Annotated in this window: 22 protein-coding genes; 9 read left to right on the top strand and 13 right to left on the bottom strand. The window is 69.9% G+C overall.

The annotated features are described in order from the left end of the window. Nucleotides 1-27: 27 nt before the first annotated feature. The gene (locus tag ACWDU4_RS16210; protein ID WP_450114931.1) at nt 28-1,128 is read right to left on the bottom strand and encodes an ABC transporter ATP-binding protein; all 1,101 of its coding nucleotides are present in this window, start codon (nt 1,126-1,128) and stop codon (nt 28-30) included. A gap of 235 nt (nt 1,129-1,363) precedes the next feature. Between ACWDU4_RS16210 and ACWDU4_RS16205 the strand changes: the two genes are divergently transcribed. The 4 genes from ACWDU4_RS16205 (at nt 1,364) to ACWDU4_RS16190 (ending at nt 5,586) form a co-directional block, all read left to right on the top strand. Beyond that, nucleotides 1,364-2,158: an LLM class F420-dependent oxidoreductase gene (locus ACWDU4_RS16205; RefSeq protein WP_450114930.1), complete on the top strand. Its 795-nt coding sequence runs from the start codon at nt 1,364-1,366 to the stop codon at nt 2,156-2,158. A gap of 147 nt (nt 2,159-2,305) precedes the next feature. Beyond that, the gene (locus tag ACWDU4_RS16200; RefSeq protein ID WP_450114988.1) at nt 2,306-2,950 is read left to right on the top strand and encodes a DNA alkylation repair protein; all 645 of its coding nucleotides are present in this window, start codon (nt 2,306-2,308) and stop codon (nt 2,948-2,950) included. Nucleotides 2,951-3,033: 83 nt separating this feature from the next. Further along, complete coding sequence (locus tag ACWDU4_RS16195; protein WP_450114929.1) at nt 3,034-4,824, top strand: ABC transporter substrate-binding protein/permease; 1,791 nt, start codon at nt 3,034-3,036, stop codon at nt 4,822-4,824. A gap of 3 nt (nt 4,825-4,827) precedes the next feature. Next, the gene (locus tag ACWDU4_RS16190) at nt 4,828-5,586 is read left to right on the top strand and encodes an amino acid ABC transporter ATP-binding protein (protein ID WP_450114928.1); all 759 of its coding nucleotides are present in this window, start codon (nt 4,828-4,830) and stop codon (nt 5,584-5,586) included. A 3-nt stretch (nt 5,587-5,589) separates the two neighbouring features. Here ACWDU4_RS16190 and ACWDU4_RS16185 read toward each other — a convergent pair whose 3' ends face one another. Further along, complete coding sequence (locus tag ACWDU4_RS16185) at nt 5,590-6,363, bottom strand: crotonase/enoyl-CoA hydratase family protein (RefSeq protein ID WP_450114927.1); 774 nt, start codon at nt 6,361-6,363, stop codon at nt 5,590-5,592. 165 nt (nt 6,364-6,528) lie between these two features. Between ACWDU4_RS16185 and ACWDU4_RS16180 the strand changes: the two genes are divergently transcribed. Next, nucleotides 6,529-8,427, top strand: coding sequence for an alkyl/aryl-sulfatase (locus ACWDU4_RS16180; protein ID WP_450114926.1), 1,899 nt, complete (start codon nt 6,529-6,531; stop codon nt 8,425-8,427). A 57-nt stretch (nt 8,428-8,484) separates the two neighbouring features. Here ACWDU4_RS16180 and ACWDU4_RS16175 read toward each other — a convergent pair whose 3' ends face one another. From ACWDU4_RS16175 to ACWDU4_RS16155, 5 genes are all read right to left on the bottom strand, one after another. Next, nucleotides 8,485-9,225 carry a glycoside hydrolase family 25 protein gene (locus ACWDU4_RS16175; protein ID WP_450114925.1) on the bottom strand — a complete coding sequence of 247 codons (741 nt, stop codon included), beginning with the start codon at nt 9,223-9,225 and terminating at the stop codon, nt 8,485-8,487. A 101-nt stretch (nt 9,226-9,326) separates the two neighbouring features. Further along, nucleotides 9,327-10,664, bottom strand: coding sequence for a glucosylglycerate hydrolase (gene ggh, locus ACWDU4_RS16170; protein WP_450114924.1), 1,338 nt, complete (start codon nt 10,662-10,664; stop codon nt 9,327-9,329). A 60-nt stretch (nt 10,665-10,724) separates the two neighbouring features. Further along, on the bottom strand, nt 10,725-11,015 hold the full coding sequence (locus ACWDU4_RS16165; protein ID WP_450114923.1) for a hypothetical protein: 291 nt from the start codon (nt 11,013-11,015) through the stop codon (nt 10,725-10,727). A 173-nt stretch (nt 11,016-11,188) separates the two neighbouring features. After that, the gene (locus tag ACWDU4_RS16160; protein ID WP_450114922.1) at nt 11,189-12,703 is read right to left on the bottom strand and encodes an aldehyde dehydrogenase family protein; all 1,515 of its coding nucleotides are present in this window, start codon (nt 12,701-12,703) and stop codon (nt 11,189-11,191) included. Beyond that, nucleotides 12,700-14,322, bottom strand: a complete 1,623-nt coding sequence (locus tag ACWDU4_RS16155; protein WP_450114921.1) for a GMC family oxidoreductase — start codon at nt 14,320-14,322, stop codon at nt 12,700-12,702. Before ACWDU4_RS16155 ends, ACWDU4_RS16160 begins: the two co-directional genes overlap by 4 nt. A 119-nt stretch (nt 14,323-14,441) precedes the next feature. Between ACWDU4_RS16155 and ACWDU4_RS16150 the strand changes: the two genes are divergently transcribed. After that, entirely contained in the window at nt 14,442-15,119 is a 678-nt protein-coding gene (locus tag ACWDU4_RS16150) for an SDR family oxidoreductase (protein WP_450114920.1), read from the top strand. On the opposite strand, the gene ACWDU4_RS16145 is transcribed toward ACWDU4_RS16150, so the two are convergent. The 4 genes from ACWDU4_RS16145 to ACWDU4_RS16130 all read right to left on the bottom strand — a co-directional run bounded on the left by ACWDU4_RS16145 (nt 15,116) and on the right by ACWDU4_RS16130 (nt 20,325). After that, complete coding sequence (locus ACWDU4_RS16145) at nt 15,116-16,288, bottom strand: NADH:flavin oxidoreductase (protein WP_450114919.1); 1,173 nt, start codon at nt 16,286-16,288, stop codon at nt 15,116-15,118. The two genes, ACWDU4_RS16150 and ACWDU4_RS16145, sit on opposite strands and share 4 nt — an antisense overlap. Nucleotides 16,289-16,472: 184 nt before the next feature. After that, complete coding sequence (locus ACWDU4_RS16140) at nt 16,473-17,981, bottom strand: MFS transporter (RefSeq protein ID WP_450114918.1); 1,509 nt, start codon at nt 17,979-17,981, stop codon at nt 16,473-16,475. Between the two features lie 301 nt (nt 17,982-18,282). Continuing rightward, nucleotides 18,283-19,941: an FAD-binding protein gene (locus ACWDU4_RS16135; protein ID WP_450114917.1), complete on the bottom strand. Its 1,659-nt coding sequence runs from the start codon at nt 19,939-19,941 to the stop codon at nt 18,283-18,285. A 12-nt stretch (nt 19,942-19,953) separates the two neighbouring features. Next, a complete protein-coding gene (locus ACWDU4_RS16130; protein WP_450114916.1) occupies nt 19,954-20,325 on the bottom strand; it encodes a nuclear transport factor 2 family protein in 372 nt (123 codons plus the stop codon). Nucleotides 20,326-20,598: 273 nt separating this feature from the next. Here ACWDU4_RS16130 and ACWDU4_RS16125 point away from each other — a divergent pair, with 273 nt between their 5' ends. Both ACWDU4_RS16125 and ACWDU4_RS16120 read left to right on the top strand, forming a co-directional pair. After that, complete coding sequence (locus tag ACWDU4_RS16125; protein ID WP_450114915.1) at nt 20,599-21,513, top strand: SGNH/GDSL hydrolase family protein; 915 nt, start codon at nt 20,599-20,601, stop codon at nt 21,511-21,513. Between the two features lie 253 nt (nt 21,514-21,766). Next, nucleotides 21,767-22,585: a DUF5602 domain-containing protein gene (locus ACWDU4_RS16120; RefSeq protein WP_450114914.1), complete on the top strand. Its 819-nt coding sequence runs from the start codon at nt 21,767-21,769 to the stop codon at nt 22,583-22,585. 12 nt (nt 22,586-22,597) lie between these two features. Here ACWDU4_RS16120 and ACWDU4_RS16115 read toward each other — a convergent pair whose 3' ends face one another. Beyond that, nucleotides 22,598-23,119: a flavin reductase family protein gene (locus tag ACWDU4_RS16115; RefSeq protein WP_450114913.1), complete on the bottom strand. Its 522-nt coding sequence runs from the start codon at nt 23,117-23,119 to the stop codon at nt 22,598-22,600. A 131-nt stretch (nt 23,120-23,250) separates the two neighbouring features. Further along, nucleotides 23,251-23,823, bottom strand: coding sequence for a TetR/AcrR family transcriptional regulator (locus ACWDU4_RS16110; protein WP_450114912.1), 573 nt, complete (start codon nt 23,821-23,823; stop codon nt 23,251-23,253). A 98-nt stretch (nt 23,824-23,921) separates the two neighbouring features. On the opposite strand from ACWDU4_RS16110, the gene ACWDU4_RS16105 reads away from it, so the two are divergent. Then, nucleotides 23,922-24,314 carry an SPW repeat protein gene (locus ACWDU4_RS16105; protein ID WP_450114911.1) on the top strand — a complete coding sequence of 131 codons (393 nt, stop codon included), beginning with the start codon at nt 23,922-23,924 and terminating at the stop codon, nt 24,312-24,314. Nucleotides 24,315-24,541 lie beyond the last annotated feature (227 nt).

The following is a 24,541-nucleotide window of genomic DNA, read 5'->3' as shown; positions in this document are numbered from 1 at the left end:
GCCGCCGAGCGGCCCCTCCCTGCACGGTCAGCCGAGCCTGCGGCCGTCGACCGCGGAGAACAGGTGCAGCTCGGCGGGGTCGACGTGCAACCGGACGCGGTCGCCCTTGCGCGGCGGGCGCCGCCAGTCGGCGCGGGCGACGATCTCCTGCCCGAGTCCGGCGACGGACGTCCTGCCGTAGATGTAGGCGTCGGAGCCGAGCTCCTCGACCACGTCGATCTCCATCTCGACCCCGGCGGACGCCGCGTTCCCCGTGGATCCGTTCCCGACCAGTTCCAGGTGCTCGGGCCGGACCCCGACGACCACCTCGGACTCGTGCACCAGGCCGAGGGTGCCGCGCGGCACGGGGACGACGGCCTCGCCGAAACGGACTCCGCCGTCGGTGACGGGCAGCGTGAACAGGTTCATCGACGGTGAGCCCATGAACCCGGCGACGAAGACGTTGGCGGGGCGCGAGTACAGCTCCCGCGGGGATGCACACTGCTGCAGCACGCCGTCCTTGAGCACGGCGACCCGATCACCCATCGTCATCGCCTCGACCTGGTCGTGGGTGACGTAGACGGTGGTGGTGCCGAGGCGGCGCTGCAGTTGCGCGATCTGGGTGCGGGTCTGCACCCGCAGCTTGGCGTCGAGGTTGCTGAGCGGCTCGTCCATCAGGAACACCTGCGGCTGCCGGACGATCGCGCGGCCCATCGCGACCCGCTGCCGCTGGCCGCCGGAGAGCGCCTTGGGTTTGCGTTCGAGGTACGGCTCGAGATCGAGCATCTTCGCCGCCTCCTGCACGCGGCGCTTGATCTCGTCCTTCGGGGTCTTCGCCAGCTTGAGCGCGAATCCCATGTTCTCGGCCACCGACATGTGCGGGTACAGCGCATAGTTCTGGAACACCATCGCGATGTCCCGGTCCTTCGGCTCCGACCCGGTGACGTCGCGGTCGCCGATCAGGATCCGGCCCGAGTGCACGTCCTCGAGTCCCGCGAGCATCCGCAGCGACGTGGACTTCCCGCAGCCGGACGGGCCGACCAGGACCAGGAACTCGCCGTCGGCGATGTCGAGCCGAAGGCGGTCCACGGCCGGCTTGTCGGAGCCGGGGAACAGGCATGTGGTCGAGTCGTAGGTGACTGTCGCCATCGGTGTGCGTTCCCTTCACCGGCGTCGAACGCGCCGGACGATCCGTGGTCGGTACTGCGCGGCACAGTATTGCAGGCCCGTGCGCACAGGACACCGTCCAACTACTCGCGATGCGGGAACCATCGACCGTCCGGGCCCGCGTTCCGAGTCGCTGCGGCGGCGTTCTCCCGGGTCTACGGTGAGATTCACGCCGGAGATCTCACGGCGGAGTACTCACACCCAAGGAGTGCCGCAGATGACCCGCCCAGTTCGCATCGGTTTCCAACTCCAGCCCCAGCACGCACCCGAGTACCAGCTGATCCGGGATGCGGTGTTCCGCGCGGAGGACCTCGGGGTGGACATCGTCTTCACCTGGGACCACTTCTATCCGTTGGGCGGCGACCCGAACGGCGCGCACTTCGAGTGCTGGTCGATGCTCGCGGCATGGGCCGAACAGACCGAACGGGTCGAGATCGGGGCGCTGGTCTCGGGCGGTGGTTACCGCAATCCGGACCTGTTGGCGGACATGGCCCGCACCGTCGACCACATCAGCCGCGGGCGGCTGATCCTCGGCATCGGCGGCGGCTGGTTCGAGAAGGACTACACCGAGTACGGCTACGACTTCGGCACCGCGGGCAGCCGTCTACGTCTGCTCGCGGAGAACCTCGCGCGCATCCGGGCCCGGCTCGGCGAGCTGAATCCCGCACCGACACGGCACATTCCGATCCTGATCGGCGGCAGTGGCGAACGCAAGACGCTGCGCATGGTCGCCGAGTACGCCGACATCTGGCACAGCTTCGCCGACCTCGACGCGCTCGACCACAAGTCGCGGGTACTCGCCGACCACTGCACCGACGTCGGCCGGGACCCGCATCACATCGAGCGCTCCGTCGCGTGGCCGGGAACCGAGAAGGCGCAGGCATTCGTCGACGCGGGCGTCACGCTGTTCACCGTCGGCGCCGGCGGCCCCGCCTACGACCTGACCACCCTCGCCGAGGCCCTGCGGTGGCGCGACGAGCGGTCCCCGCAGCCCGTTGTCGGGTTGGCCTGAACGGGACGACACCGATACCGTCGCCCGGGAAGTCGGCTTCATCGGCGGCCGACGCCGAACGGCGGGTGGGGCCGAACCTCTCGTCCCGGGCTGAATCGCACGTGACGGACAGGAGGCCGGGTGACCGAGACGACGGTGGCCGAGGTGATGGCCGAGCTGGCCGCGCTCGAGGACCCGAAGGCGCGCGCGGTGAACGAGAAGCACGGCGACGATCACGGTGTGAACCTCGGCAAGCTGCGCGCCCTCGCGAAGCGGCTGAAGACGCAGCAGGAGCTCGCGCGCGGGCTCTGGCAGACCGACGACACCTCGGCGAGACTGCTGGCGATCCTGATCTGCCGCCCGAAGGTGTTCGAGCGTGACGAGTTGGACGCCATGCTCCGCGAGGCGCGCACACCCAAGGTGCACGACTGGCTCGTGAACTACGTGGTGAAGAAGAACCCGCATTCCGAAGAGCTGCGGCTCGCCTGGTCCGCCGACCCGGATCCGGTGGTCGCGAGTGCCGGCTGGGCGCTGACCACCGAACGGGTGGCGAAGAAGCCCGAGGGCCTCGACCTCGCAGGACTGCTCGATGTCATCGAGGCGGAGATGAAGGACGCCCCGGATCGCCTGCAGTGGGCGATGAACCACTGCCTGGCCCAGATCGGAATCGAGCACGCCGAGCACCGCACCCGCGCACTCGACATCGGTGAGCGCCTGGAGGTGCTCAAGGACTACCCGACCTCCCCGGGCTGCACGTCTCCGTTCGCGCCCGTCTGGATCGCCGAGATGGTGCGCCGACAGCAGGGCGAGTAGCAACCTTCGCGCTCGCGCCGGTGCCGATCTCCCTCCGCACGCGGCACCCGGTGCGGTGGACCCGACGCGGTTACGCTCTCCCCATGACCCGATCGCGATCGGTCAAGGTGTGGGTGCTCGCCGTGCTGGTACTGCTGGCGGGCACGGTCACCGCGTGCGGCGGGGGGTCGGGCGGCTCGTCCACCGACCTGTGCTCGCCGCCCGGGGTCGGCTCGGCCGCGGCGGCGCCGACCAACCTGGACGCGTCGGCGGCGGTGACGGTGGAGGACCGGTACACCACCGCCGGCACTCGCCCCGTCGACCAGATCGACACGAGCAAGCTCGGCCTGATCGTGCCCGGCACCCTCAGCGTCGGCACGCTGTCCGACGCGCCACCGAGCATCTGCGTCAACTCCGCCGGCACCTTCACCGGCTTCGACAACGAACTGCTCAAGGCGGTCGCCGCGAAACTCGGCCTGCAGATACAGTTCTCGGGCACCGAGTTCGCCGGCCTGCTCTCGCAGGTCGCGAACCGACGCTTCGACGTCGGGTCGTCGTCCATCACCACGACCGACGAGCGCCGCAAGACGGTCGGGTTCACCAACGGCTACGACTTCGGCTACTTCTCCCTCGTCGCCCCGAACGGCGGTAAGGTCCAGAGCTTTTCGGACCTGAACGCGAGTACCCGGATCGGGGTGGTACAGGGCACCGTGCAGGACGACTACGTCGTCAACACCCTCAAGCTCGACCCGGTGAAGTTCCCGGATTACAACACCGCCTACGCGAACCTGAAGTCCGGGCAGATCGATGCCTGGGTGGCGCCGTCGCAACAGGCCGAGGGGGCGATCAAACCCGGTGACGGCACCTCGATCGTGCAGAACACCTTCAGCCTCAACAACTTCGTCGGCTGGGCGGCGAACAAGGACAACCAGCCTCTGATCGACGCGCTGAACTCCGGCCTGGACGCCGTCATCGCCGACGGCACCTGGGCGAGGCTGTATTCCGAGTGGGTGCCGCGTGAGCTTCCGCCGGGGTGGAAGCCGGGCAGCAAGGCCGCCCCGGCTCCGGTCCTGCCCGACTTCGCCGCGCTGGCAGCCGAACAGGGTCAGGGCGGCGGCGAGCAGACCGCCCCGAAATCCACGCTGGCGCAGCTCGGGGACACGTTCTTCAACTGGGAGCTGTACCGCAAGGCGATCCCCGACCTGCTGACGACGGGCCTGCCGAACACCGTCATCCTGGCACTGACCTCGGGGGTGATCGGCACCGTCCTCGGCATGCTGCTGGCGATCGCAGGCATCTCCCGGACCCGCTGGCTGCGCTGGCCCGCCCGCGTCTACACCGACGTCTTCCGCGGCCTGCCCGCGGTGGTGATCATCCTGATCGTCGGCCTCGGTGTCGGCCCGCTCGTCAAGAACCTCACCGGGAACAACCCGTACTGGCTCGGCGCGGCGGCTCTGGCGCTGCTGGCGGCCGCCTACATCGGGGAGATCTTCCGCTCCGGTATCCAGAGCGTCGAACCCGGGCAGATGGAGGCCGCACGGGCGATCGGTTTCGGGTACCGGCGGGCGATGACGCTGGTGGTGATCCCGCAGGGCGTGCGGAGAGTGCTGCCCGCGTTGATGAATCAGTTCATCTCGCTGATCAAGGACTCGTCGCTGATCTACTTCCTCGGCCTGCTCGCCACCCAGCGGGAACTGTTCGCCGTCGGCCGGGACCTGAACGCGCAGACCGGCAACCTGTCGCCGCTCGTCGCGGCGGGCCTGTTCTACCTGGTGCTGACCATCCCGCTGACCCACCTGGTGAACTACATCGACAAGCGTCTGCGGACCGGCAGGGCCGACACCTCCGGCACCCTCGACGAACTCGACCAGGCCATCGTCGTGGAGAGGGGATAGCCAGTGACTGAACCGACGAGCCCCGAGACCGCCACCGCGTCCGGAACACTCACCGGCACCGGCCTGCACCTCGCGTTCGGTCGCAACAAGATCCTGCGCGGCGTCGACATCCACGTCGGCGCCGGCGCCACCACCTCGGTGATCGGACCGTCCGGGTCCGGGAAGTCCACCCTGCTGCGGGTGCTCAACCGGCTGTACGAACCGGACGCCGGCGACATCCTGCTCGACGGCCGGTCGGTGCTCGGCGACAACCCCGATGTCCTGCGGCAGCGGATCGGGATGGTGTTCCAGCAGTTCAACCTGTTCCCGCACCGGACGGTCGCCGACAACGTCGCGCTCGGCCCGCGCAAGCTGCGCGGGCTGTCGAAGGAGGGCGCCCGCGAACTGGCGCTCGAGCAGCTCGACCTCGTCGGCCTGCGGGCCAAGGCGGACTCGCGGCCGGCGAACCTGTCCGGCGGACAGCAGCAGCGGGTCGCGATCGCGCGGGCGCTGGCGATGAAGCCGGAGATCATGTTCTTCGACGAGGCCACCTCCGCGCTCGACCCGGAACTGGTCAAGGGGGTGCTCGCGCTGATGAGCGACCTGGCGTCGGGCGGCATGTCGATGATCGTGGTCACCCACGAGATGGGTTTCGCCCGAACGGTGTCCGACACCGTGCTGTTCATGGACGGCGGCGTCGTCGTGGAGACCGGCAAGCCCGAGGCACTGTTCGACGACCCGCAGACCGATCGCCTGCAGGCGTTCCTGTCGCAGGTGCTCTGACCCCTACGCCCCGTGCCTGCCGGCTCCGGCCTCGAAACGCGCCGCACCCGCGACACCCTCCGCAAGCACGGCAGGCACCCCGGCGGCTCCCTCGGCCCGGATCGCCTCGGCGAGCGGCAGATCCAGCGCGCGGTACGCGGAGGCGCGGTCGGTGAGCATGCACAGCTGGGGGAACGCGGAGATCTCGCGCGCCAGTGCCTGGGCTGCGGGGAGCGCGTCGCCGTCGGGCACCACCCGGTTCGCCAGGCCCATCGCCAGCGCCTCGGCCGCGTCGACGGCCCGCCCGGTCAGGATCATGTCCAGCGCCCGGCCCTGCCCGACGATCCGCGGCAGCCGCACCGTGCCACCGTCGATCAGCGGGACACCCCACCTGCGGCAGAAGACACCGAAGGTCGCCGACTCCTCGACCACGCGCAGGTCCGCGAGCAGGGCCAGTTCGAGACCCCCGGCGACGGCGTAGCCGCCGACCGCCGCGATCAGGGGCTTGCTCAGCGCCAACCGGGTCGGCCCCATCGGCCCCGCACCGCCGCCGTCCGGGTCGAGTTCGTGGCGCCGGGCCGGGTCCCCGATCGCGGTGAGGTCGGCGCCGGCGCAGAAGTTGCCACCGGCGCCCCACAGCACCGCGACCCGCTGCGTGGCGTCGGACTCGAACGCCTCGAACGCGGCGCGCAGGTCCCGCGCCATCGGCCCGTCGACGGCATTGCGCTTGTCCGGGTGGTCCAGAGTGATGGTGGTGATGCCGTCGGACGTCTCCGACCGCACCCGAGCGTCGGGCATGGTGGCCTCCTCGTCACGCGAATTCGTACCGCTCCAACCCGTCCGTTATAGCGCTGCCGGACGCTCCGCGTGATCGGTCGGCGCGATTCACCCGGTCGGGGTGAGGCGCATCCGGAATCCGCTCGTGAAGCTGGTGTCACACCCGAGACCTGCCAGGAGGGCGCAATGTGCCAGACCCCGAAGGATCCGAGTGCCGCGACCGTGGCCGCCAATCGCGCCGCGACGGAGAAGTACGACATGGCGAATCGGCAGGACTTCGTCGATTCACGCCGCGGTCTGATCGCCGATCTTCCCGGAAATGTCACGGGCGCAGACGGTTCCGTGATCTTCGATCCCGACGACTTCGGCTACATCGGTGACGACGAGCCCGCACCCGACTCGGTCGAGCCGAGCCTGTGGCGACAGTCGCAGATGATCCGCCCCGGCGGACTGTTCGAGGTCGCCAAGGGCCTGTACCAGGTCCGCAACAACGACATCGCGAACCTGACCGTGGTCGAGGGCGAGGACGGACTGATCGTCGTCGACTGCATGGCTGGCGTCGAGTCCGCCCGCCAGGGCATGACCCTGATCCGCGAGCACGTGAGCGACAAACCGGTCGTCGCGGTGATCTACACCCACACCCACATCGACCACTACGGCGGCGTCAAGGGTGTCGTCGACGCGGAGGACGTCGCGTCGGGCAAGGTGCCGATCATCGCGCCGGGCCACCAGTTCGACAAGTACGCGATCGGGGAGAACGTGGTGGCAGGCAACGCGATGGCCCGCCGCGCCGCGTACGCGTTCGGCGGCCTCCTCGAGTCCGGTCCGCGGGGCTTCGTCACCTGCGGCATCGGCATCGCGAGCACCAAAGGCCCCGAGGTGTCGTACATTTCGCCCACGGACCTGATCACCGAGACCGGCACCCGGCGCGAGATCGCGGGCCTGGAGTTCGAGTTCCTCTACGCCCCCGACACCGAGGCGCCGGAGGAGATGCACATCTGGATCCCGCAGCTGGCCGCGTTGACGTGCGCGGAGAACGCCAACCACTCGCTGCACAACATCCAGACGCTGCGCGGCGCCCGCACCCGCGACGCCCGCAACTTCGCGCGCTACCTCGACGAGACCCTGGAACGGTGGGGCGACGCCGCCGAGGTGCACTACGGCCCGCACACCTGGCCGGTGTGGGGCAACGAGAACGTCACCGCGTTCATCGAATCGCAGCGCGACACCTACAAGTACATCCACGACCAGGCGCTGCGGCTCGCGAACAAGGGATACACGCCGCTGGAGGCCGCCGAGGTCGTCGAGCTGCCCGAGGAACTCGGCCGCAACTGGGCCAATCGCGGGTACCACGGCACGCTGCACCACGACGTACGTGCGGTCTACACCAAGGAATTGGGGATGTGGGACGGGGATCCGGTGTCGCTGCACCCGCATCCGCCTGCCGAGTCCGCGAAGCGGTTCGTCGAGTTCGCGGGCGCCGACAACATTCTCGCCGAGGGCAGGCGCGCGATCGAGGACGCCGACTACCGGTGGGCCGTCGAGATCCTGCACAAGCTGGTCTTCGCGCAACCGGACAACACGGCGGCGCGTGAGTTGCAGGCGGATGCCTACGAGCAGATGGGCTACCAGGCGGAGGGTCCGCAGTGGCGCGGGATCTTCCTCAGTGCCGCACTGGAATTGCGTGAGGGCGTCAAGCCGATGCCGTTCACCACCGCCAGCCCGGACACAATCCTGGGCATGCCGATCGACATCCTGTTCGACTTCGTGGCCGTGCACGTCGACGGCCCGAAGGCGACCGACGTGGACCTCCGGATCGACTTCGCCTTCACCGACCGCGACGAGACCTGGACCATGTGGATCCGGCGCGGCACCCTGGGTGCCCGCCGCGGTGCCTCACCCGACACCCAGTTGACGGTGTCGGGACCGAAGGCCGCACTGACCGGGGTGCTACTCCAGCCCGGAAATGCGGGCAAGCTCGCCGAGTCCGGCGCGATCACCCTCGACGGCGACGCGCAGGCCCTGGCGACGCTGGCCTCCGTGCTCGACGAGTTCGATCCGGCCTTCCCGATCGTCACCCCGTGACCGGTGAGTCCTTCTGGTCCGCCGGCGGGCCGGAAGGACTCCGGGCGCCCGAGGCGCCTACGACCCGAACGGGTTCGAGAAGCCGCCGAGGTCGCCGAGCCCGCCGCCGTAGATGTTCAGATCGATATCGGCATTGACGCCGGGAATCCGCGCGGTGCTCGTGTACTGCCAGAACGTCCAGCGGGTCCATCCACCGGGCAGCGGACCCGGCTGGCTCTTGCCGTTGTAGTCGGCGATCCACAGCGGGTAGTTCGAGAACTCGGTGGTGTTCGCCATCGCGGTGCGCCAGAAGTTCGGATACGTGTAGATGATCGGCTGCTTGTGGGTCAGCGCCTGCACCGAGTTCAGATAGCGCCGCGTCCAGTCGGCGAGGGCGGCGGGCGGCAGACCCCCGGTGGCCTCCAGGTCGAGCACCGGCGGAAGGCCGCCGGATACGATCGGCGCCGCCGTCGAGGCGAAGAACGCGGCCTGCGCCTCCGGAGACTGGGACGGGTCGGCGTAGTGGTACGCGCCGCGGGCGATGCCCGCGGCGCGCATGCCGATGCCGTCCTGCACGAAATAGGGGTTCACGTAGCTCAGGCTCTCGGTGGCCTTGACCATCGCGAAATCGTGCCCGGATGCACGGACGGCGAACCAGTCGATGCCGGAGCCGCCGGGGTGCTGCCAGGAGGCGACGTCCGGGCCCTTGACGGGACCGGCCGCCGCGAGGGCGGGTGCTCCCAGCGCCAGCGCCCCGGCCAGCAACAGCGAGGCGAAGCGGATGACATTTCGGATACGGCCATTGCGCAGCGACGTCATCGCCCGAGACTAAACCGACACCGAACACCGGTGCAGCGCTTCCGGGACGATCGTTATCGCCTGTTCGAATGCCCGTCACCCGAGCCGCCGGGCCGGTCGGCTCAGCCCAGCCAGTCCAGCACCGCCGCCGCCGTCCAGGACTGCTGCATGCTGCCGAGAGGTTCACCGGTGAACGGCTCGTAATACTCGGCGAAGCTGCCGTCGCCGGCCTGGCGCAGGCCCTCGGCGCGCAGGTGCCGGGACCGCTCGGCCCAGCCGCGGCGGGCGAACACCCAGGAGAACAGCCACGTCATCACCGGCCACACCGGGCCGCGCCAGTACTCGCGGGAGCGGAAGTCGCCGGACACCGGCGACGTCGACGGCGGCACCGCATACCGCAGGTCGGGGTGCCCGCAGAACCGTGGCCCCTCGAAGGTCCGCAGCAGCGTCCGCTCGATGTCGCGGGGCAGTCCACCGCACAGCAGCGGCGCGAACATGGCGAGGGTGTCGGTACCGATCCAGCGGCCGGACCGCAGGTCGAAATCGCGTGCCGCCCCGGAGCGCGGGTCGGTCGTCGCGACGACACCGGACCGGAACCGCTGCGCCCAGTGGTGCAGGTCCCGGACGTCGGCGTGCGGCGCCGAGTACTCCTCGCCGATCGTGGCGAGCACGTCGCAGGCCAGGGAGAAGATCGCGCTGACGAAGACGTCCTCGACGGCAAAGCTCATGGCGGACACCAGATCCGCGTCGTCGTAGCGAACCCGCTTCATCTCCTCGAGCAACCACAGGTAGCGGTCGTACTCGGCGTTCGTCGGCCGCTGCGTCGGGTCGGCGACGACGACGTTGTCCGCGCGCCGGTAGGCCGGCACGACTCCGGGAATCACGTTGGCGTACGGCACATCCCAGCGAGGCGAGTTGTCCATCCCGGACTCCCACCCGTGATAGAGCGTCACCCGGCCCGCCTCCTTCGGGTCCCGGGCGTGTGCCAGCCAGCGGTGCCAGCGCATCAGATCGGGCCAGCGCCGGTCGAGGAACTCCTCGGCCACCGCCCGGGTGGTGCGGCCGTGCCGGCGGGAGTGGTCGAGGATGCGCTGCACCGCGATCGCGTGCACCGGCGGCTGGGTGATGCCCGACGTCTGCGGGGAACCCGGGGCCGCGGCGGCGAGGGCGGAGCAGGCCCACCGGTCCGGGCCGGGGAAGTAGCCGTCGACCCCGCCCGCGAACACGATGTGCGGGATCATCCCGTTGCTCCACTGCGCGGACAGCAGCGTGTCGAGTTCGACGACCGCGCGTTCGACGCTGAGCGGGGCCAGCCCGACCGCGACGAACGCGGCGTCCCAGCTCCACATGTGCGGGTAGAGGCGAGGGGCGGCGCTCGTCATCGTGCCCAGGTCGTTACCCCGCAGCAGGTAGGCGGCGCGCGCCGCGAGCTGGGTGGGGGTGAATCCGGGGTCCGACATGCCCACAAGTGTGCGGCCCGGCTGATCGTTTCGCCCGCCGGGCCCTGTCGATCGCCGAGCTCAGCCCTTGGGGCGCGCGACCTCGTCGGAGCTGCGGAACACCAGCCGCCCGTCGTCCAGCTTGATCGCCCACCGCTTCGCGAGTGCCCAGTCGCGGCCGTAGTCGGCGGGATCCTCGGCGAGGCTGCCCGCGAAGTCGTCGACGATCACGCCGGATTCCTGGGTCGGTGCACCCTCGCCCGAGACGGGATCTGCACTGGTCACGACCGCGTCGCCCACGGCGAACGGCTTGTCCCCGGACTTTCCGCCCGGCGCTGCGCCGGACCCCTTCGTCTCCTTGCCAGATCCCATGTTCGCGACTTCCTTCCTGCTCGCCGAGGCCCGCAGGAACTTGTGGAACGCAGCGGACCATGGCGCCGGTGCGGCACCAGTCTCGTAACCAGAATGTAGCTGACCCTGTACCCTCCACGCCGGATCGACGCGACGGCGGCGCGCGTTCCCCCTGGTCGCCGCCTCGACGCGCCCTACCCACGCCCGTACCTCAACGTGGTGAGGGTCGCGAGAATCTTCTCGGTCCGCGGGGTCCGGGCGAAGGTCAGCGTCGGCATCAGCGTGGGAAGCCGCCGATGGGTCACCGCCTTCGCGTACGCGAACTCCCTGAGGCCGTCCGGGCCGTGGATCCGCCCGAAGCCGGAGTCACCGACCCCACCAAACGGGAGGGCCGGGACGGCCGCGAACGCGAACACCGCGTTCACCGACGTCATGCCCGAGCGGATACGCCGGGCCAGCTCGACGCCGCGGGCCTTGCTGAACACCGCGGACCCGAGGCCGTAGCGGGAGGCGTTGGTCCGCGCGACCGCCTCGTCCATGTCCCGGACCCTCGCCACCGTGAGCGTCGGCCCGAACGTCTCCTCGGTGACCGCGACCGAGTCCTCCGGGACATCCACCAGGACGGTCGGCTGAACCAGCCGGTCCCCGACGGCGTCCGCTCCGCCGACGACGGCCCGCCCGCCGCGAGCGAGGGCGTCGCGCACGTGCCTGCGCACCACCTCGAGTTGCGACGGCATCGTCATCGGGCCGATCGGGGCGGCGGGGTCGGTGCCGGCGCGCAGTTCGCCTGCGAGCGCGGTCAGCCTGGCGAGGAACGGCTCGTACACCCGCTCGTGCACGTACACCCGCTCGGTGCCGATGCAGGACTGTCCGGCGTTGGCCATGCCCGCCCACACTGCGGCGTCCGCGGCCGCGTCGAGGTCCGCGTCCTCGTCCACCAGCAGCGCATCCTTGCCGCCCGCCTCGATGACGACCGGGGTCAGGGTGTCCGCGCAGGCCGCCATCACCTTGCGTCCGGTCGCGGGTGAGCCGGTGAACGCCAGTTTGTCGACGCCCGCGCGGCACAGTGCCTCCCCGGTGGGCCCGAGCCCGGTGACCAGTTGCAGCACCGGCGCGTCCGGCACCGCCTGCGCGAACGCGTCGACCAGCCAGGCGCCGACACCGGGGGTGAACTCGCTCGGCTTGAACACCACGGCGTTGCCCGCCGCCAGCGCGTACGCGATCGACCCCATCGGGGTGAACACCGGGTAGTTCCACGGCCCGATCACCCCGACCACGCCTCGCGGCAGGTACTCCACCGTCGCGGCCTGGTCGATCATGTCGAGACCGGATCGAACCCGCTTGCGGCCCAGCACCTTCGGTGCATGCTTCGCCGCCCACGACAGGTGCCCGAGCGCGAGGACGATCTCCAGCCGGGCGTCGGAGTCGGGCTTGCCGGTCTCGGCGTGCACGACGTCGGCCAGCTGTCCCATCCGCCGGGTGATGACGCCCGCCCACGCCATCAGATGGGTGCGGCGCTCGGCGAAGGTCAGCGCCGACCACCACTGGGCGGCCCCACGCGCCCGCTCGACCGCGGCCCGCACCTCGTCCGGACCCGTGATCGGGTGGGTGCCGACGACCTCACCCGTTCGGGGATCGAGGGAGTCGAATGTCTGTGGTGCGGAACCGGTCCCGATGTCGGTCCGGTCCCCGGTCCCGAGTGTGCTCATGGTGTGTCCTTCGGTGCATTCGGCAGCGCGGCCCTGCCGCGCAGGAGATCCGCCGCCTTCTCGGCGATCATGACGGTCGGGGCGTTGGTGTTTCCTCGGGTGACGGTCGGCATCACGGACGCGTCCACCACGCGCAGTCCCTCGACGCCGCGCACCCGCAGCTCGGAGTCGACGACAGCGCCCTCCCCGTCGCCCATCGCGCAGGTACCGACGGGGTGGTAGAGCGTCTGGGTCCAGGCCCGCGCGTGATCGGCGAGATCGCCGTCGGAGGCGCCGTCGAGGCGGGACGGCAGGAAGGGCCGGTCCAGGAACCGCGCGATGACCGGTTGCCGGGCGATGTCGACGATGCGGCGCACCCCGGCCAGCATCGCGTCCAGGTCGGCCGGGTCGTCGAAGTACCGCGGGTCGATCTCGGGGCGCCAGCGCGGATCGGCCGAGCGCAGACGCAACCGTCCCCGGCTCGCGACGCTCACGAGCGTCACGGCGACCGTGAACAGGCCGCTGGGCATCTCCCGCAGCGCGTTGTCGACGAAACCGCCCGGCGCCACGTGGACCTGGAGGTCGGGTGCGCGCAGCCCGTCTCGGCTGGAGAAGAACGCGCCGCCCTCGCCGACGTTGGACGTCAGCGGACCGCGCCCCGCCACCTTCCACTGCGCGAACCGGGCGGGCGGGGCGGTGATGTCCTTGAGATCGGTGGTTCCGGTGGTGTGCCACAGCACCGGCAACACCGGATGGTCGTGCAGGTTCTCCCCGACGCCCGGTAGGTCCGCGACGACGTCGATGCCGTGCTCGCGGAGGTGGCCGGCCGGGCCGAGGCCCGAGAGCATCAGCAGCTGCGGGCTGTTGATCGCGCCGCCGCAGAGCACCACCTCACCGGCCGCCCGGGCAACGTGCTCGGCACCGTCCCGCAGGTAGCGGACGCCGACCGCGCGGGTGCCGCGCAGATCGACGGCGGTCGCGAACGCGTCGGTCAGCACGGTGAGATTCGGCCGGCCGAGTGCCGGACGCAGGTACGCGTCGGCGGTGGACCAGCGCCGACCGTGGTGGCAGGTGACCTGGTACCGGCCGGCGCCCTCCTGCGCGGCACCGTTGAAGTCGTCGGTGGGCGTCAGACCCGCGTCCACCGCCGCGGCGATCCACCCGTCCGTCAGCTCGTGAGTGAACCGCCGGTCCTCGACCCGCAGCGGCCCGGACCGCCCGTGGAACGGTCCGGTCAGACGCGAATTATGTTCCGCACGTGTGAAATACGGGAGAACGTCGTCGTAGCCCCAGCCGACGGCACCGTGCACGTCGCGCCAGTCGTCGTAGTCGGCGCGGTTGCCGCGGATGTAGATCATCGCGTTCATCGACGAGCAGCCGCCGAGCGCCTTCATCCGCGGCCAGTACGCGGACCTGCTGTCGAGTTGCTTCTGCGGGACCGTCTGATAGTTCCAGTCCCACTTGGTCTTGAAGAGGGACGCGAACGCGGCCGGAATCCTGATCTCGTCGGCGTCGTCCTCGCCGCCGGCCTCGAGCAGCAGCACCGAGACGTCGGGGTCCTCGGTCAGGCGAGCGGCCAGGACGCAGCCTGCACTGCCCGCTCCGACGACGACGTAGTCGTACTCGTCCTTTTCCACCACGGCGACTCCTCGACCCGGGGAAGGCGGGTGTGATCGTCACCACACCCGTGTCCCAGTCTAGGAACACCGCGGCGTCTGCACACGGTTCGGTCTCCGGCGCGGCGGCATATCCTTCGGGAATGCGCCCGACAGCACTGATCACCGGGGCCGGCCGCGGCCTCGGCGCCGCCATCGCCCGCGACCTCGCCCCGACCCACGACCTGCTGCTCGGCGGCAGGGAGCCGGGTTCGCTGACCGCGATCCTCGCCGAGCTCGACGGTGCCCGCGGCTGGCCGGTGGACCTGACCGACCACGCCGCCGTCGCGGCCGCCGCCGATGGTGTCGACCGGCTCGACGTGCTCGTGCACAACGCGGGGATCGCCGAGATCGGCACCGTCGCCGACACCCCGGCCGCGGTGTGGCGGGACATGTACGAGGCGAACGTGGTCGCCGTGGTCGAACTGACCCGGCTGCTGCTGCCCGCACTCCGGGCCGCGAACGGGCACGTGGTGCTGATCAACTCCGGCGCCGGGCTGCGCGCCAACCCGGGCTGGGGCGCATACGCGGCGAGCAAGTTCGCGCTCCGCGCGTTCGGGGACGCGCTGCGGGCGGAGGAGCCTGCGCTGCGCGTCACCTCGATCCACCCCGGCCGCATCGACACCGACATGCAACGTGCCATCGTCGCCACCGAGGGCGGGGAGTACGACCCCACGCGGTTCCTCACGCCGGAGTCGGTCGCGCGGGCGGTCCGGAATGCCGTCGAGACGCCCCGGGACGCCCACCCGACCGAGATCGTGCTGCGGCCGGTCGCCCGTTAGCTCCGCTCCACCAGCACGCAGCGGGCGCCGGAGAAGATCGTCGGCATGCACTTGTTGCAGTGGATGCACAGCGACTTGGTGCGCTCGTCGGCGACGATCCGGTTGATCAGGTCCGGTTCCCGGAGCAGGGCGCGGGCCATCGCGACGAACTCGAAGCCCTCCGCCATCGCGGTGTCCATGCCCGCCTTGTCGGTGACGCCGCCGAGCAGCACCAGCGGCATCTTCACCGCGGCACGGATCTGCCGAGCGGACTCGAGCATGAACAGCGGCTCGTAGGGGTAGGCCTTGATGAACTTCTTGCCGACCAGCTGCACGCCGAGCCGCAGCGGCTGGTCCATGGCCTTGGCGAACTCGTGCACGGGGGCGTCGCCGCGGAAGAGGTACATCGGGTTGAGCAGCGAGCTGCCCATCGTCAGCTCGAGGGCGTCGAGCCCGCCGTCCGCCTCGAGCCACTGCGCGACCTGGATGGCCTCGTCCACCCAGAACCCGCCGGGGACGCCGTCGTCGATGTTCAGCTTCGCCAGGACCGCGATGCGGTCGCCGACCGCGTCACGGACGGCGAGCGCCGTCTCCCGCACGATCCGGGCGCGATTCTCCAGCGACCCGCCATAGGCGTCCTTGCGGTGGTTGATCAGCCGGGACAGGAACGAGCTGGCGAAATAGTTGTGGCCGAAGTGGATCTCGACGGCGTCGAAGCCGCCCTCGATCGCGAACCGGGCGGCGTCGGCGTGCGCTGCGGTGATCCGCTTGATGTCGTCGAGGGTGGCGGCCTGGGTGACCTTCATGCTCAGCGGGCTGAACGACTTCGTCGGCGCGAGAGCGGTGAGCCCGTTGGACTTGGCGTTGGCGACCGGGCCGGCGTGGCCGATCTGCGCGGACGCCGCGGCCCCCTCGGCGTGGATGGCGTCGGTGAGCCGGCGCAGACCGGGAACGACCTCCGGGCGCATCCACAGCTGGCCGCGTTCGGTGCGCCCCTCGGGGGCGACCGCGCAGTACGCGACGGTGGACATGCCGACGCCACCGGCCGCCGGGCGGCGGTGGAATTCGATCAGCTCGTCGGTGACCAGCGCGTCGGGCGTCTTGCCCTCGAACGTCGCCGACTTGATGATGCGGTTGCGCAGGGTGATCGGGCCGAGCTTGGCGGGAGCCAGCACGTCGGGATGGGTCACGTCATGTCCTCCGGTTGCGGGTGGACCGAGCCTAGGACGATTTCGTTACCAGCGGAACCGTAATTGCCCGATCAGTGGGAAAGTGCCCGTTCGCACCGCCTCCCCGGCCGGGCGCAATGTCACAGTGTGCTCACCTGACGCGCACGCTGTGACATTGCGCCGACCGGGGGAAGCGGGTGCCGGGTCAGTCGGTGACGAGAGCCGGCTCGGAGGGGTCCACGCCGACGGCGGCGGGGACGGCGACCTGTTCGATACGGCGCGGCAGTGCGAACGCCACCAGCGCACCGATGAGCGCGGCGACCGCGCCGATCAGGAAGGCGACCTGGAAGCCCTTGTCCGTGTAGAAAACCACACCCTGGGTCATCTCCAGCGGGATCGGGGCGATGTGCGAGTTGTTCATGACCGTGAACGCGACGACCGGCAACACCGCCGGGAACACCGACTGGAAGACACCGACGATGCTCGCGGTGCTCGCCTGCAGTTGCGGCGGCACGGCCTCGATGAGCAGGTTCGGGATCGACGCGTACGCCATGCCCATTCCGGTTCCGAACAGGCCGGCGAACACGATCAGCAGCGCCTTGTCGTCGTGCACCATCGCGACGCAGAGGAAACCGGCGGCCATACCGAGCATCCCGATCACCATGAGCGGCCGCGGCCGGATGCCGCGACCGACGAGCATGCCGACGATGATGCCGCCGATGACGACCATGCCGCCGATCGGCGCCTGGAAGATGGCGAATCCCTCTGCACTGACACCGAATCCGTAGCCGAGACCCAGGACGGCCGGGGTCATCGCGAGCATCGGAAGCAGGATGGTGAACAGTCCGCTGGATCCGTAGCAGAAGCCGGCACCGACGGCGGTGAGCAGGACCGGACGCTGCCTGAGCACGTCGAGGTCGATCAGCGGCTCCCGCACGGTGCGGGCCGAAATCAGCCAGGCACCGATCAGCACGATGCCGCCGACGAGGTAGGCCAGGGTCGAACCGCTGCTCCAGCCCCAGGTGGGTCCGAAGCTGACCGCGATCAACACACCGGCGATACCGGCGCCGAGCAGTACCGCGCCGATCAGGTCGATACGCGAACGCAACCGCACCGCCGACTCGTCGGTGGAGACCACGATCATCGCGCCGAGCACGACGAGACCGATCACGAAGAACCAGAAGATGCTGCGGAACCCGTGATTGTCGATGAGCCAGCCCGTGAGGAAGGGGGCAGGGATCGCGATCAGACCCATCCCGCTGGTGGCGATACTGACGGCCAACGCGACGGTCCGCTGCGGGAAGACGTCCCGGACCAACGAGTAGCTCAGGAACAGGCACGGGACCAGCAGGCCCGACAGCGCGCGACCGGCGACGAGGACGGCGTAGCTGCCTGCGAGGGCGGAGACCAGCGAACCGAGCGCCGCGACGGCCACACACACGAGCAGGAGCCGCCGCTTGCCGAACATGTCCGCGAGCTTGCCGATCAACGGGGCGGTGACTGCGCCGACGAGCAGGAAGGACGTGAGCAGCCAGGCGCCCTGGGTGGTCTGGTAGTGGGCGGCGATGGCGGGCAACGCCATCGAGATCATCATGTAGCTGACCGCGAGCATCTCGAGGAGCAGCACGATCGAGGCCAGCGAGAAGATCAGTCGGGGCGTCCACGTCTGGGCGGCGTGCTCGGCCGGCGCTGCGGCCTGTGGTCCTGTGACCATGGGGGTTCCTTCCGGATTCCCGGACCGGCCGTCGAAGTCCTGATTCGAGGATCGGGCCGAGATGTGATGGTTGGCAGACACATTCACCGGACAGCCGGTCAATCGTGTTGCCCACATCACACTCTCCGCTGTGTGTCGCGCACCACACCGTGTTCCAGTCAGCGGGACGCCCGTGGGACGGGTGCCGAAACGACGAATCCCCGGGGCAACATCGGGTCCACATGACGTGGATTCCGTTGTGCCCCGGGGATTCCGGGATCAAGCCCGCTCGGGCCCAGGCGGCCGCAGAACGGTCTTCGCGTCAGTGTCCGGCGGCGTGCCGAGCGCCGATGTAGCCGAACACCATCGCCGGTCCGATCGTCGCGCCCGCACCGGCGTAGTCGTGACCCATGACCGCGGCCGACGTGTTGCCCGTGGCGTACAGACCCTCGATCACCGAACCGTCGGCGCGCAGCACCCGGGCGTGCTCGTCGTAGACCATCCCGCCCTTGGTGCCGAGGTCGCCCGCGGCCATCCGGACCGCGTAGAACGGTCCGCTGTCGATCACGTCCAGCGTCGGCGCCGGGAGCGTGGGGTCGCCGTAGTAGTTGTCGTACGCGCTGTCACCGCGACCGAAGTCCTCGTCCCGGCCGGCCCGGGCGAACCCGTTGAACCGGTCCACCGTCTCGGCCAACTGCACCGCAGGCAACCCGATCGACACGGCCAGCTCCTCGATCGACTCCGCCCGATGCATCAGCCCGGTCGCGAACCACGACCTCGGGAACTTCTGCCCCGGCATCACGCCACCGAACTGGTAGCGGTTCTTCGCCTTTCCGTCGAAGACGAACCAGATCGGGTCGTGCCGACCGGCGATCTGCTCGTGCACGAACGTCACGTACGGTGCCGCCTCGTTGGTGAAGCGCCGACCCGACTGGTCCACGATGATCGAGCGGGGGATCGACCGCTCCGACACCAGCACGTGCATGATGCCGTCGGGCCGCCGGAAGGACGGCATCCACCAGGCATCGTCCATCAGATCCATTGCTGCCCCGACCTTTTCACCGGCGACGATCCCGTCACCGGTGTTGTCCACCGCCCCGGCGCTGTAGTTGTCCTTGCCACCCTCGCGCAGGTACTTCTTGCGCATCTGCTCTCCCTGCTCGAATCCGCCGCTGGCCAGCAGCACCCCGCGCCGGGCGCGGATCCGCAGGTCCGCACCGTCGCGGCGGACGAGCAGGCCGACCACCGCGCCCGAGGAATCGGTGATCAGCTCCCGCATCGGGCTGTCGAGCCACAGCGGAATGCCCGCGTCCTTGACGGTCAGTCGCAGCCGCGCGATCAGCGCCTGACCGAGAGTCTCCATGTGCCGACGCAGCACGAGGCTCTTGACCGCGCGCCACCCGGTGGCCAGCGCCGCCCGGCGTCCCGCCCAGGTGCGCATCACCATGTTCAGCTTCGCGAACTCCTTGGACGTGATGTACAGACCCGCGGGAGTCGCCAAAGCACCGGGCCGCAGCAGCTTTTCGTCCTCGCCGAGCCGCTTGAGGTCGAACGGCAACGGCTCGATCGTCCGCCCCCGCGGGCGTCCGCCGGGCTGCTCGGGGTGGTAGTCGGAGTAGCCGGTGCACCACTGGAACCGCATGTGCGGTCCGGCGGACTCCAGGAACTCCATCGTGGCCGGGCCCTCGTCGATGAACGCGTCGACGTTCGCCGACGGGACCCGGTCGCCGATCACGGCGTCGAGGTAGCGGCGCACGTCCTCCCGCGAGTCCGCGAGACCCGCGCGCCGCAGGGTCGGGTTGTTCGGGATCCAGATGTTGCCGCCGGACAGGGCGGTGGTCCCGCCGTAGACCGACGCCTTCTCCACGATCAGCGTGTCCAGCCCGCCGTCCTTCGCCGCGAGCGCACCGGTGAGTCCACCACAGCCGCTGCCGACCACGACGAAATCGACCTCGTGGTCCCAGTTCTCGGTTTCGGTCATGTTCGTCCCCCGTCAGGCGACGGTCATGTCGGACGGCGACCACACCGCGCGCATGCTGGTGATGCGGGCCTGGTCGTCGAAGGTCATGACGTCGATCGGTTCGATGGTGATCGTCTGGTCCCCGGTCTCGGTGACGACCCGGAAGTGGAAGGCGGCGGTGTTTCCCGCGACCTTGACGGCCAGCAGTTCGGTGCGGTTGCGGACGGCGTCGAGAGCCGAGTAGAACTTCTCGATCTCCTCCCGCCCGACCTTCGGCTCGCTGCCGACCGGGTCCTCGAGGGTGGCCCCCTCGGCGTACAGGGCAGCGATGTCGGCGGACGTGCCACCGGCGACCGCGTCCAGGTAGGTGGCGACTGCGGAACGGATGTCGTCTTCGAAGGCCATGTGATGACTCCAGGGTTTCGGGGGTGCTGCGGGTGCGACGGTAGCCACGTCCGTCTCGGAACGAACCCCCGTTCTCCCGGGGAGCGGGAGAACTCTCGAATTGCCCGTCGGGTGCGGGCGGGCGCCGGTGCGTTACGGCCGCCGCGGTGGAAACACCGGAAATCCCCTGGCTGTGCGGTCACCGTGGAGTAACGATCGACGCCGTCCCGGGCTCATCCACGGCCCGGCCGACCTACGCTCGATGCAACCGCCGACACGACCTGGAGCGTCGAGATGCGCGCGAAAGCCGTTCCTGCCCCCTTGTTCCGCTTTGTCTCGTTCTCCGTCGCCGCGATGCTCTCCTTCGTCGCGGTGTGCGCCGTGGGGGTCCCCGAGGCAACCGCGGCCGAACCCACCTACTACGTCTCGCTGGGCGACTCCCTGGCCGCCGGCTACCAGCCCGACACCCGGAAGGACGAGCCCGTCTCCTACACCGACGACCTGTTCGCCACGCTCCGCGCGTCCGATCCCAACCTGCAGCACATCCGGCTCGGGTGCAGCGGGGAATCCACCGCGACCATGATCAACGGCGGGCGGTGCACGTACGACGGCGCGACCTCGCAACTCGACGCCGCGACGAAGTTCATCACCGCGCACCGGGGACAGGTCCGGTACGTCACCGAGGACCTCGGCGCGAACGACGTCTACCCCTGCATTCGCGGCGGCGGCTCCGGCTCGCCGGGCTCGTCCGGAGTGCCCGACGTCGGGTGCGTCGCGAACGCCCTGGCGACGATCGGCACCAACCTCGCGACGATCAACCGTCAACTGCGCGCCGCGGGCGGTGAGGGGCCCGCCTACGTCGGGATGACCTACTACAACCCGACCCTCGCGAGCTGGCCGACCGGAACCACCGGACAGGCCGTCGCGGTCGCGACCACCGGCGCCGACAACGTTCTCGGCTCGACGATCGTCACCGCGAACTCCGGGGCCGGCTGGAAGACCGCCGACGTCGCGGCCGCGTTCTCCACCAACGACTTCGGGAATCCCGTTGCCGTGCCCGGCATCGGGACGCAGCCACACAACGTCGCCCAGGTCTGCCTGTGGACGTGGATGTGCACCGGCTACAAGGACATTCACGCCAATCCGGCCGGGCACCGGGCGATCGCCGAGACCTTCCTGCCGATACTCACCGGAGCATCGGCCCGGTAGAGGGCGGGATCCCGGACGAAGGAAAGGGTCTTCGCCTCGATGTGGTGATCCTGCTCAGTGAGATGCGCCAGGCCCCGCCGGGCCGGGCGTCTCGCCCGGCTCCGCACGCGCGGGTGGCGTCCGCCCCGAGATACCGGGATCGGAACAACCCAGGATTCTGGGATGTTCGGTGGCGGCGCCGACCACCAGTCTCGGTGACGACCAGACGATCGTGGGGCGGCGCCGGGCGGCGCGTGCCCGAAAGGACACACCGATGACTCTTCCGGTTGAGTGGCGCGCCGTGGCCGCGGGAACCGCGCTGTGCGTGGGTGCCGCGCTGGCCGGGTGCGGGGCCGCCGACGCGGACCGTCACAACGACGGCGCCACCTACTTCGGCCCTGGCCAGGACCTCGGCGACGGGACCACCCGCTCGTTCGTGCGACTCGACGCGGCCGGGCGCCCCGCCGAGGTCGGCCTGCGGATGTCGGCGGCGGCACTGGACGGCCTGCCCTCCGGTCCCGATGCCCGACCCCAGATGCTCATGCTCGCACTGCCCGACGAGGCAGGCGACACCGTCTTCGAGCACGTCATGCTCGACTGGAACCCGAATGGGCACGACCCGCAGGTGCTGTTCGGCAAACCGCATTTCGACATGCACTTCTACCTAGCGGACACGGCCGAGGTGCACGGCATCGACCCCGCCGACCCCGAGTTCGCGGTCAAGGCGGCGCGACTCCCGGATCCGCGGTACGTTCCGCTGAATTACGTCCCCCCGCCGGGGCCACCCGAGGCCAGCGTGGTGCCGGCGATGGGCCTCCACTGGAGCAACGCTGCGGATGGCCTGGTGCCCGGGGAGTTCGATTTCACCGAGGTGCTGCTCAACGGGTCCTGGGACGGCGAGTTCACCTTCATCGAGCCGATGATGACCCGCGAGTGGATGCTGACCAAGCCGACGCTGCGCGAGGACCTGGAGTTGCCGCAGGCATACCCGAAGTCCGGGTACTCGCCGACCACCTACACCGTCGAATTCGACGAGGGCACCGACGAATACGTCATCGCTCTCGGTGGGATGGTCGAGCGCACCGCCTCCTGAGACATCCGCCGGCTAGTGGGCGGCGAAATCTCCGTAGCCGCCCTTGAAGAAGAGCAGCGGCTGCCGGTCGACGTCGGCGGTCAGGTCGGTGATGCGGGCGATGACGATGGTGTGGTCGCCGGCGTCGTGCTCGACCTCGACGGTCGCGTCGATCCGGGCCAGGGTGCCGTCGAGCGCGGGGGCGCCGTTCTGGGCCGGGGACCACGACACGCCCGCGAACTTGTCGGCGCCGCTGGTCGCGAACTGTCCGCAGATGTCCTTCTGGTCGTGCGCGAGCACGTTGATGCACAGGTTGCGGGCCTCACGCAGCAGCGGCCAGCTCTTCGACGTCTTGGTCGGGCAGAACGAGACGAACGGCGGCTCGAGGGACAGCGAGACGACGGACTGGCAAGTGAACCCGAGCGGCTGCTCGCCGTCGTGAGCGGTGATGACGGCGACACCGGTGCAGAAGTGGCTCATCACCTTGCGCAGCGTGGCGGCGTCGGGGCCGGACAGCTCGATGTGCTCGGCGACGGCGGTCGGTTCTGCGCTCATGTGATTCCTCCTGACGAGACGGGCACCCAACAGCATCGGGCTCCGGTCGGCACTATGCCATCTGAGGTCCCGGTCAGTGGGCGCCTTTTCCGTGACGGATTTCGAATCCGACCGCAGGGCTCCGGTCGGGATCACCGCCCGCCGGTGGGTGTCCGGGCGAACGCGGGCAGCAGGGTGTCGACGACCCGATCGACGATCCCGGCCTCGTCTTCCGCCCCTCGGGCCCGGTGGGCGACGTAGGCACCGACGACCGAGTCCATGAAGGTGTCGGCGTCCAGGTCCGCGCGGACCGTGCCGCGGGCGATGTGCTCGCGCACCACGCCGGCCAGGCTGCCCCGGTGCCGGACCAGGATCGCCCGGATGACGTGGGTGAACGAGGGGTCCTCGTCGGTCACCAGTGCGGCGAGGCCGCCGAAGCCGATTCCGCTGTCGATCGACCGCAGGGACTGCTCGGTCAACCAGACCAGCACGTCGCGGGCGGTGGCATCCGCGGCGGGCGGGACGGGTTGGGCGATCGGCGCGAGTGCAGCCGTGAGCATTTCGTCCCGGTCGCGGTAGCGACGGTAGATCGTGGTGCGCGCCATCCCGGTTCGCGTGGCCACGCCCTCGATGGTGACCGCCCGCGGGCCCTTGAGCCGGAGCAGGTCGAGGACCGCGTCCGCGATGCGTTGCTCGGGGGCGGCCGGCCTACCGCTCGACGCCACTGTTGTTCTCCTCACTCCGTGGAACACCACTCGACCCGATAACGCTACACTCTATGTAGCTACACTACATGTAGCGTATCGATCGAGAGGTGTCAGTCATGAAGTTCTCCAGCACGTTCGCCGGAGGGGCGGCCCTGCTCCTCGGCCTCGTCACCATGTCCGCGTCGTTCTGGGCGGATACCACCCCGATCGGCTCCGGCCTGACACTCGGCCTGGGGGCCATCACCGCGATCTACGCGTTGTGGTCGCTGGTCGCCAAGGACCCGACCAAGGACCACTGGGCGCTGTCCATCGTGGGCCTGGTGCTGTTCATAGCCCCGTGGGTCGGACAGTTCGCCGGCGACGGCGCCGCCTGGACGGCGTGGATCGCCGGGGCGCTCGTCATGGCCGTCGCCGGAACCGCCTACGTCGCCGACGAATCCACAGAGCTCACCGACACGAACGCGCGACGTGACCGGGAGACCTACCGGGCAGCCCACGCGACCCGGTAGCTCGCCGGTCGGAAGGGTCGCAGGCCCGGCTCACCCGAGAACACGAAGACCCCGGACCGAATGGCATCGGTCCGGGGTCTCGGCGAGGTCCGGTGCGGTCAGGCCTTCGCGGCGCTCTGCCCGGCCCGACGGCCGAAGAAGCTGCCGTCACCGAGGGAGGCGCCGCTCGCGTAGCCACCGGCGCAGACGCCGGACGTGCAGCGACCGGCCGCGAACAGGCCCGGAAT

The sequence above is a fragment of the Rhodococcus sp. NPDC003348 genome (assembly GCF_053589375.1).
Note: the sequence above shows the minus strand (reverse complement) of the source record. Positions and strands in the feature narration are given on the sequence as shown.